This is a genomic window from Flavobacterium cyanobacteriorum, assembly GCF_002251835.1.
In the GTDB taxonomy this organism is placed as follows: domain Bacteria; phylum Bacteroidota; class Bacteroidia; order Flavobacteriales; family Flavobacteriaceae; genus Flavobacterium; species Flavobacterium cyanobacteriorum.
This window is the reverse complement of sequence record NZ_NOXV01000265.1, coordinates 1-10355: the sequence shown is the minus strand read 5'-3', so window position 1 is coordinate 10355 and position 10355 is coordinate 1. Positions and strand designations below refer to the sequence as shown.

Annotated in this window: 6 protein-coding genes; 2 read left to right on the top strand and 4 right to left on the bottom strand. The window is 36.5% G+C overall.

The window, feature by feature from the left end; translation table 11 throughout:
- The 4 genes from CHU92_RS09185 to CHU92_RS09170 all read right to left on the bottom strand — a co-directional run.
- On the bottom strand, nt 1-4437 hold a 4437-nt coding region (locus CHU92_RS09185), incomplete at its 3' end, for a CARDB domain-containing protein (protein ID WP_449403976.1).
- Nucleotides 4438-4918: 481 nt separating this feature from the next.
- On the bottom strand, nt 4919-5623 hold the full coding sequence (locus CHU92_RS09180) for a DUF1003 domain-containing protein (RefSeq protein ID WP_094414839.1): 705 nt from the start codon (nt 5621-5623) through the stop codon (nt 4919-4921).
- A 305-nt stretch (nt 5624-5928) separates the two neighbouring features.
- Complete coding sequence (locus CHU92_RS09175; RefSeq protein WP_094414837.1) at nt 5929-6918, bottom strand: alpha/beta hydrolase family esterase; 990 nt, start codon at nt 6916-6918, stop codon at nt 5929-5931.
- A 225-nt stretch (nt 6919-7143) separates the two neighbouring features.
- Nucleotides 7144-7563 carry a DUF6196 family protein gene (locus CHU92_RS09170; protein WP_094414835.1) on the bottom strand — a complete coding sequence of 140 codons (420 nt, stop codon included), beginning with the start codon at nt 7561-7563 and terminating at the stop codon, nt 7144-7146.
- A gap of 523 nt (nt 7564-8086) precedes the next feature.
- Between CHU92_RS09170 and CHU92_RS09165 the strand changes: the two genes are divergently transcribed.
- Together CHU92_RS09165 and CHU92_RS09160 are read left to right on the top strand one after the other, a co-directional pair.
- Nucleotides 8087-9268: a hypothetical protein gene (locus CHU92_RS09165; protein ID WP_094414833.1), complete on the top strand. Its 1182-nt coding sequence runs from the start codon at nt 8087-8089 to the stop codon at nt 9266-9268.
- Complete coding sequence (locus tag CHU92_RS09160; protein ID WP_094414831.1) at nt 9249-10058, top strand: hypothetical protein; 810 nt, start codon at nt 9249-9251, stop codon at nt 10056-10058. The genes CHU92_RS09165 and CHU92_RS09160 overlap by 20 nt, the downstream gene beginning before the upstream one ends.
- The last annotated feature ends 297 nt before the right edge of the window (nt 10059-10355 follow it).

Genomic DNA, 10355 nt, shown 5'->3' with positions numbered 1-10355 from the left:
CCAGGCGCAGCTCACGGTATTGAACGTAGCCGTCTCATAGCACGCTAGGGACGGCTGAACCGGCGCAGCATTATTTGTTAATGTTAGAGGATTACTACTAACACTACAAACACCATTAACAACAGTCCAAGTTAATGTTGCTGAACCTGACTCAGGAACTATGACTGAGGTAGCCGGATCATTTGGATTAGTTATTGTAGCAGAACCGCTCACTACGCTCCAAGTTCCTGTGCCCGCGGCCGGAGCATTTTGGGTCATTATAAAAGTATCATTGGCACACTGAGTCTGATCCGGTTGATCCAGAATAACAGGAAGTTCATATATTATGAAAGGAGTAGTGACTGTTAAATTAGGATATGCTGAATTACTAAAAGTATATGTAATAATATAAGAACCTGGCTGGCTATTAGCTACATCTATCTGTCCAGTAGATGGATTGATTATGAGATTTGGAGAATTGGAACTAAAAGAAGAAGATGTAATATCCCCGGTGGTGGTTAAAGTTACATCAGCAACAGTATCGGTTTCACAAACATCTGTATAATCAATGATAGCGGTAGGTGGTAAATTTAGAAGAATTGTCCGTTGCCCAACATTATTACTCCGAACAGCCTCAGAAACCTGAAAGTTGATATCTGCCTCAACCTTAACCAAAATATAGCCCTGATTTATATCATTTTGTGTGATAGTGTAATCAACGGTTGACAGCCAGGAGTCCTGACTAACCGGGCCGGGAGGGAGCCCGGCGGCTGAAATAATATCACCTAATTGATTTTGTGTGCCATCAGGATTTACAATAGATATTTTAATGTTAAAAGGGCCTGATGAAACGGGGTTATTATTTCTGATGGAGGTTTTTATTTTAACAATATCACCTAAAGCAGGAACTGAAATGGGTTCAGGTATAATCTGTGAAGAAATAACCTCTAAGTCCGGAACATCATTAATAAACTGGAGATAAATAGCCCCTGTATTATTTTCGTTATATTCACAATAATCTCCAATACCACCCGTATCATCATAATCAACATCGACATAAATAACCTGAGTCCCTGTACCTGAAACTGTTTGTGTAACAGTAATGGGGATGCCTGTTGATGCCTGAAAAGTAGGTACTATATTAGAAAAAATTACATTATCATTATATCTTAGTCTGTATTTAACATTTGTAGCCGGTTTGTTTCCATTATTGCTGATTTGGGTAACGAAACTATTTGTTGACCCAGGATATACCAAATAAGGATTTTGCTGACTTCCCAGAGACGGCCATCCTAAACCTGCATTAAAGTCAATTCCTACTGATTGTGAAATTGCATTATCATATTCAATATTTTCTGTAATGACATTGGATAAATCAGCAACGAATGAATAATAGATAGGACATTCACTACTACAGGTATAATCAATAGAATTAAAGCTCAGCAGTTGGTTTATTGCCATGCTATTGACAATTTGAGGAGGCCCTAACGGAACACTTGTATTACTGGTATGAGCATAAAACTGTACCTGAAAAGGTGTGGTAATATCTATCTCGCTATCATTTACGATTGTTGCCGAAAAATTAATGGTTGAGCCTGCCCCGTAATTAATGTCTGATATATTTAAAGAAAGTGCCTTAATATTAATAAATGGATCCGGAAGTACCCTGCAAAATTCAAAACTTGCAGTATTATTATTTTCATTATATTCATCAATTAGGTTCGGGTCATCAATTTTTAAAAGAAAAAATCTGCACCCTAATGGCATATTAGGGTAGGTATGGGTAATTGATGGCTTTGGATCCACGGCAAACAAGCCGGCGGGAACATCATATTCCTGTAAAAATACAGCAGTAGATTCGTCAGTGCCATCATATTCGTAAACCCTGATTTTAAAAGCTCCTGCCGGGACGCATGAACTAAAATTTTCGTAAGGGAATGTAAATGATTCACCAGTTGATATTATCCCCAGACGTCCGTCAGGTAAAGTATAGGCATAAATAGGAGGGTAAATTCTTAAATCAGGTAAAGAATTTTCTGTTGTAAAGGGAAGCGGATAATTTTCAGTAACCTCAACTCCGGGATTAGAAGGTGTATATGTAAGGACAGCAGTAAAATTATTATTGGAATAAGCCGGAGTATTGTTTACAATTGTAGTGGAGAAATTAAACGATTCTCCATGATTCACAGACGGATAATTTCGCTGATCAACCAATACCCCATTTAAATATATTTTAATACTGACATTAGTCATATCAATATGTTCCCTGTTTACAAATACATTGTCCTGATCAAAATAATCTATATAGGCATCATTATAAAAATTAGCTGTATAAGTAATTGGATAATTCTGCGCCGGACAAGCGTATTGGAAGAACCGGAAACCTCCATAAGCGGATTGCCTTAGCAAACACGGCTTCACAAAGCTGCTTTGTACAGTCTGGCTATTTACAACAAAGTCCGTAACAAAAAGGCTAAAAGGAATGGGGGTATCACACGGGAAAGTAGCACAATTAGTCTGTACCTGCCAACAATTTGCCAGTTGATAAACAGCAGTAAAATAACCGGAACTGTTTGTATTGACAATTACATTATATATTTGAGAAGGGTCAAAAGGATTCTGAATATTAATCTGAACTTCAGCTCCTGAAGTAGCTATGCCTGTGTCATATGATGCAAGCCCCGTTATTATTATGGTTGATGTATTATTAGAAGAATTACCTAAAGATGCGTTCAGGTTTGAAATCAAAATCTCAGGTACGTCCCTATCTACCGGAATGAGCCTGTTTGCAACATTATTTATCCTGTTATAATCCTGCAATTCAAAATCTTCATCAATAACTACTCTTGCGGTGTACAGGCCTGCGGTTGGGAACTGAAAAGTACCAAAATCAACTTCCCTGACACCGAGCGGATTGATACCTCCTGTGACAAGCACGGTTGAATAAAGCGTTTGTGTGGTTCCGTTTAAAATATACAGTTTTACTTTAAAATTAGAGGTTGCTGCGAAAACGGAACCGTTATGGATAGTGGCTTTTATATTACAATTCTGATTTACGCCCAGAAGATCTCCAGGTATTCCGGTGGGAGTTGGACGTATATCGCCGGCATACACAAATAAATCGAGCCCTTCTTCATACACATCCGGGCCATCTTTATAAGGAGTAGGTTCGTTTAATAATGAATAACTGTTACCGTTTACATCAGTTACGGTAAATTTGTATTTATACAATGTCCCTAACTCTAATGAAGTAGAAAAAATAAATGTCTCTCCATTTACCCAATCAGTACCTGTACCAATCTGATTCATGGAATATTCCCCCTCTCCCGGCCCAAAAATCACCTGGTTGCCGTTTTTATCAATGCTTACTTTAGGAAAGCCAGGGGCAGGCGCCACTCCACTGGAATTGGTATATTTTACTTTATATGTATATATCTGGGTAACAACGCCAACCGTGGGGCTTACCCCATCAGTGCCATTATAGGGAGCTTCAGTTACATAAGACAAAACCGGGCCGGGTGCGTTGTTAAACCCATACCCCTGTACATTAACCTGTAAACCTGCAAGATTAGGAGTTGTGGTATTAAATGTAAATATACCATTTGTATTTCCAACTGCATTTGGTGAAAAAGTGGCTGTGATATTTATAGACTGCCCTACCGGGATTGTGGTTGCAGATGTTGTCGCTGAAAAAACACCGGGATTGTTTGAAACTATATTCCCTACATCAATAGGAATGTTACCCAGGTTGGCTACCGTAAAAGTAAAGGGAACAGAAGAACCTATAGCTACACTTCCAAAATTATAGGCCGTGGGATTGATTGTCCATGCCGGAAACTGATTGGTTCCTGATCCTGATAAATTGATAACGAATGTACCGATAGTAGTATTTAAAGTTAATGATGCCGACTGGAAAGTTGTACTAACAGGTGAAAACTGAACACTGAATGGGTATGACTGAGTGGAAGTAAGTGTTAATGGCGTATTTATTCCGGTAAATGTAAAACTTGATGAACCTGTAATTACTGCGCTATTTATGGTAAATGGCAGGCTTCCCACATTATTTATTGCCAGATTTCTTACAGATAATGTATTTACCGGAACAGAACCAAACTGTACTATAGGAGAAGGAAAGATTTCTAAACCGGAAAAATCAACTGTTACTACAACTGTATCAGTTGCAGTGCAACCCTCTGCTGAAGTTACCTTAACCTGATATGTTGTAGTGTTCAGAGGGCCAACTACTAAAGATGCATTAGTCCCTAAAACGGTATTGCTTCCTAAAACTGTCCATTGGTAACTGGTACCACCTGTAGCAACGACTGTTCCTGTTGAGCCCCTCAATATATTTATATCCGGCCCTGCATTAGCAGTAGGTAAACTAAGTATCGATACATTAAAACTACTTGTAGCCGCAATAGCACAATTTCCATTTTGGACTACAGCCCTGTACCACATAGGAACCGTTATATTTCCTGTCGAAAATGTAGGCGATGAAACCCCTGTATTTACACTATTTGATGAAAAATTATCCGTCGAAGATTCCCAATATAAAATATTCCCGAAATAGTTGTTAAGTGTTAACGTGGTTGAAGTATTGTTACATACAGACGAGCTACCTGAAATAGTCCCTGCCTGTGATAAATCATTTACAACGATTGTTGCANCGGCCTGCTGAAACAAAGCGCTTTTAAGTTTGGCCAATGGCTTGACCTGCTTTTTATGCAGCTGATGCTGCAGCCTGTTGGTGTGGTTCGGGGATAATGGGCCTAATGCGATGGCCGGTAGGCACGACGGCCCCTGACTAGCCCTGATGGGAGCGGCATCCTCCCCGCCGCCCGCTTTTGCGGCGGGGAGATAGAGTGGACAGCAGGACATGGCTGCCAAAGAAGCGGCAGATGGCTGCTCCTGATAAGAATGAGTATTTTTTAAAAAAAAATTACTTCTTTTCAAGCCTTTTTAGAATATCATTCATCATGTCAATCTGTACCTGCTGGATTTCAATAAGGCCTTGTTCCTGGTGTAGTATCAGGTGATCGAGTTTTTCATGCAGTAAACGGATTTCAAGTTCGGATTTAAGGTTAATCATATAATCGTTCTGCGAGCGCTCGCGGTCCTTCTCTTCCTGCCGGTTCTGGCTCATCATGATTACGGGTGCCTGTATGGCCGCGATGCAGGAAAGTATGAGGTTAAGCAAGATGAAGGGGTATGGGTCAAAACCTTTATCAGACAAAAACACAATATTGAGGGTTATCCATGCGAAGAGGAATCCTGCAAAAAGGATGATGAAAGTCCAGCTTCCGCCAAAACCCGCTACCCTGTCGGCCAGTTTCTGCCCAAAAGTCAGAGCCGTTTTATCATCAGCATCCGGGTTATCAGTGATAAGTGTCTTTTCTTTTAGCGAATTGATCACCTTTTCTTCAAGTTGCGAAAGCTGCCCTACCCCGCTTTCCAGGAAACCGGTGATATAGCGTTCCCGGTAATGATTAAGTTCGGACATGGATAAAGAGCAGTTATCGTCAAAATCGGGTTTGTCCTGGCTGATAAGGTCCCTTATCGGCTTGCGTAGTATTCCGGCAGGAACTTTTTCATACATAGGAAATTCTTTTCCTGATACATCGCTTATGAATTTTTGTTTGCGCATATATTTATGTACTTATAATGTAAAACTATAAATTATCCACGCCGCTAAGAATAAGGCTGGCTCAGGAAATAAAAATAGTGATAAAATAGCCCCTTAAGCATACAACGGGTGTTAATTATTACCGCGGGAAGAATAAAAGCATAAATACAGTGAGTTATGCCTCCATTAATGGCTGTGGCGTAAAAATCACTGCTCAGATAACAGTTGTTATGAGATATTATCTATAAAATTTAACTTTCAAAAAAATTATTGGAACTTTTAGTAATTAATTCTAATTCCCATAGAGATGAGCCTTATGATAATTTTTAATCAAGCCCACTGAAAAAGTTCCAAACTTCTTCAGCAAATTCAATATCTCGGTTTTGTACACCTTGTGCAGGAGACGAATTGGAAAATACTGTTTTGCTTGGAGCTTGATGTCCTGCATTATTTAATATGTAATAAACTAATGGATTTGCACCATTATATATTCTTTTTTCTACGTTTCCTGCATCGCTAGTGTTAAGGTCAAATGTTGAAGTTGTTGGTGTGACATTTTGCAAACCGTTTCTTTGTAACCAATAACTTAAAGTCGCTGACTGCGAAATTACTTTTCCACGATTACAATTTCCACCTACATTAGCAACACATCCACCATTTGCTGGCATTGCTGGGTCACTTGTTCCATGTGTTAGCAAAATTGGAATGGGAAGTGTGGAGCCATTTGTGCAAATTCCACTTTCAGGAAACTCAGGTAAATTGCCACTACCCACAGCTATTGCCTTAATTGTTTCTGGAAATTGAAAAGCATAAGAAAAAGTCATTAAAGCTCCATTACTTCCACCTGTCAAATACATTTTTGATGAGTTGATATTCAACTCAGCCATTAGTTTTGCATTTAATTGCTTCAAAAACGTAATATCGTCACCTTGACTGCCTGAAATATCATCACTTCTACAATCATTCCAACCAGGATTTCCTAGGTTATCAGGCGAACCTTCAGGATATACTACTAAGAATTTATCGATATCTGCAAGTGTTCTGAAAACAGAAAGCGGATGCTCGCCAAGGTTTGAAACTCCTAACCCTGTGCCACCACCTCCGTGCAAAACTGTTACAACAGCATTTACAGTTGTCATTCCTGTTGGTCTATAAACTAGATATTTCCGTGTTATATTGTTTACCGTTATGTAATTCGTTGTCAAGCCTTCTTGGTATGGAATAACATTAGGATTTGAAGGATTTGGATTGTCGTCATCCTTGTTACAACCAAGAGTAAAAATCACGACAAATAATAATAAAAATGTTCTAATCATAATTTATATATTTTAATAGTTATAATTGATTAGATGTTATTTTTATTGAAGGGTTTAATCTTGGAACGTTCTTTTTTAAAATAGCACACAACGTGAGTATTTGCTTTCTAGGGGGGCTTTCGAAGCCGCTTTCTCTTCCCGACACCGAACGGAATAAAGAAAGGAAAAACGTTGGATTACAAGTCAACCCCGCTTGACACAAATACAGTGTTGGTGGCAGTTTTTTTAATCTCTAAGCTTTCTAACAAGTTCAATTACATCGTCTGCTATAGATGCCGGACAGCCCCAATAATCAAAAATTCCCCCTCTTCTTGTATTTTGTCCGCATACTACAAATACACCTGTACCTAATTCTCTTTTTATAGTGCTTGCCAACCATCCAACAAAGCCACTATTGTCTAGTCCATCTTTGAAATGAAAACTAAATAGTTTAAAGTTTTCTGTTTCTGAACTTTCTGAGGGAATCAAAAAACTCCAAACCTCTTCATCTCTGACAATTGCAAGTGCTCTCTCGTCTAATTCAAATTTTTCAATAGGGCACTCTTTAAAGAAATACTCCACGTCATATATTTTTAGTTCCGAAGTCTGAATTACTTTTCTTAACCTATTATCGGTCTGTTCTGGTGTTTCTGAGCTTATGTACATATTAAACCATTTTTAATTCCTTAAAAATATTAAATCCATGTTCACCATTTCTTGATGTCCAAATAAATTGTTCTACTAATTTTATCTTTCCATTCTCAACAGAAATATCGCATTCTTAGCTTCCATTGGAATGTAATTCCTATTTCGAAAGAGAATGGTTACCTGATAATCTTGAGATAAAGCTTTCTTAGAATTGCGTGCCCCGAAAAACCACTTGAGCCAAAAATGACTACTTTCATAGGTAATATTAAATTTCATTTGTTAAACGAAGTCGTTTTCTAATATAATTGTAAAAAAAATGAATTTTTTGGAAGGCTGTCTGTTACAATATCCTCTGAAAATAAATTAATTATTGATGTCAATTCGTTTATAATAGTGAATGAAATTATTTAATTTTCCAAATAATGTTAAAAACAGAAAACTAACTCTATTATCANTTTTTTTTGTCACCTCAAAGGTAAACTTTGAGTTAAAAACTAACCATTCTTTTTTTTATTGTTTAGGACGCTATTGACAATATTTTATGAAAAAAATCATTTTAAGTTTATTAATCCTAACTGGATTATTAATAGTTTCGTGTGAAAAAGCAGATTTATCACAAGAACAAAATGCAAATAATGGTAATCCATTAATGCAAAGACAAAGTTCTCTTTTCGATTATATTGAGTCGACTAATATTCAAAATGGTGTACAATGTGAAAACAATATTCTTATTTTCCCAAGCTGGGACGATTATTGGAACACAATTGAAGAACTAGATGTTATGATTGATGCTGATTGTGACGCGTTTGATGCAACTGTTCCTGCTGGTACTTCTGAAGACCAATATGACGTTTTAGCAGATGCTGTTGGTTTTGATGAGGACAATGTATTAAGAAAGTTTGAAGAAGATTTAGAGTTTTGTTCTTTACGACGTAAAATACAAGGTGAAGAGGCAGCGTGGTTAGATCAACAAGGTAATGGTCAATGGAATCCTGATGAAGATCCTGATAATCATTTTATTGATGATGAAACAGAACGCTCACTACTAAGTTACAACGCTGAAGTAATCATTGGTGACAGAAAAAAAGGTTACACTTATTACAAATTTATTGACGATGAAGGTAGTTGGATTGAAGTTCACAATAGTGATATAAATATAATTTCTCAAATTGTACAACAAATTAGTCAAGGCAACATTCCTACAAATAATCCAAACGTGATTGTAGTTGTTCCAAAAAGAGACGAACAAGGAACAAACTCTTGCAAAGACAAAGTTAAAGAAGTCAGCTATGTTGCCGTTGGTGGAGATCGACTTAAAAGAATAAGTAAGGTAAGACCTGCTTTTGGAACAAATTGCTCTGACCCTAACAATCCTTGCACAAGTGTTTTCCCTAGCAAAATAAAAGCTAAAACTAAAGGATATAGAAAGAAAAACGGTAGATGGAAAGCAAAAAGATTATGGATTGCTGCAGGTATTAATGGTCAAAACCAACCTGACCAAGGTTCAAGATTTATTGATTGTGTAGAGGAAAATAAAGACCACAAGTACAAGGAAAGATGTAGAAGACGTGTCAAAGTAAAACTTAATTCTACAACATATATTCCACAAGTTGGTACACCACAAAGGTTTAACAATGCACTACAAAATGATAAACTATTTAGTTATCACAAAAAGGGAAGTTTAATAGTTAACAAGGATTTTTATGATATGCCAGTTGACTAGTTTTAAAAAAGTTGCAAGTTTATTACTTGCAACTTTTGCTTCTTTTTTTAGTTTTTCGCAAGAAGCTGAAAATTTGTTTCATAAAGAATATTCAAAATTAAGTTTTGTGTTTCAACCATCAATTTTGAAAAAAAGTGATGCTTGGAACAGAGATGGATCGAATTATCCAAATATGAAATTCACAAATGACTTTTCCTATCAATTTGGTGTTTATTATAATTTTGCACAATCTGGAAATTTTAATTTCAAAACTGGTTTAATTGCAAAAGAATTTATTCCAAAGTTTGATTTAAATGTTTCAGATAATGATATTGGATATGGTATTGATTATTTATTAACTCAATTTGACCCTTACAATCAATTTGTTATTTCTATTCCTTTTAAAACAGATTATTATTTAAAACTGTCAAATAAGGTAAATATAACTTTTGGAGTTGGCTTAAATTTGAATTTAATTACTGGTACTAATGAGGATGTAATTACAAAAATTTATGTTGAAGATTTTAATGGAAATTCTAAAGATATATTTTATTCTAAATCAGAAGGACAAAATAGTATAAATTTTTCTTCAGAAATTTCAATTGGCGCGCAATACAAAACTAAATTTGCATTATTTGATTTATCATTATTTATAAATAATTCTATTGCACCAGATTATGTAAGTGGCCAATACCAAATTTACAATCTAGAAAATAGTCCTGATAAAACTGGAGAATTTCTAATCAGAAATAATTTTTACGGAATAAGCTTAAACGTTGCACCAAAAAAAGGATGGTTAAAAAAGAAATAGAATAAATAACGTTGTACAACAAGCGTTTTGCAAGATTGCGGGGTAAGTGATTAATTTAAAGGTTTTTTTGTATCTTTATGGTCAGTGATTAACCGAAAGTTAAGGCTAATTTAGTCCGCAACCTCGCAAAGCGCTGGGACGTTAGCTGCAAGGTGGCACGATGACCGCCCAAAATCTAATCTCATTATGATTGTAAGCCCAACCGCTTCCGTTCCATGTTTCCCAATGTATTTTGCCGTCTTTCCTACATATCGAAGTGGTTTAAACTTATTTGTTAAATAAAAAAGGGTTGACGAA

What these genes read in the sequence shown, in the direction of transcription:
- CHU92_RS09180 (WP_094414839.1), bottom strand. Translation starts at nt 5,623, where the DNA reads ATGCGCAAACAAAAATTCATAAGCGATGTATCAGGAAAAGAATTTCCT.
- CHU92_RS09175 (WP_094414837.1), bottom strand. Translation starts at nt 6,918, where the DNA reads ATGATTAGAACATTTTTATTATTATTTGTCGTGATTTTTACTCTTGGT.
- CHU92_RS09170 (WP_094414835.1), bottom strand. Translation starts at nt 7,563, where the DNA reads ATGTACATAAGCTCAGAAACACCAGAACAGACCGATAATAGGTTAAGA.
- CHU92_RS09165 (WP_094414833.1), top strand. Translation starts at nt 8,087, where the DNA reads ATGAAAAAAATCATTTTAAGTTTATTAATCCTAACTGGATTATTAATA.
- CHU92_RS09160 (WP_094414831.1), top strand. Translation starts at nt 9,249, where the DNA reads ATGATATGCCAGTTGACTAGTTTTAAAAAAGTTGCAAGTTTATTACTT.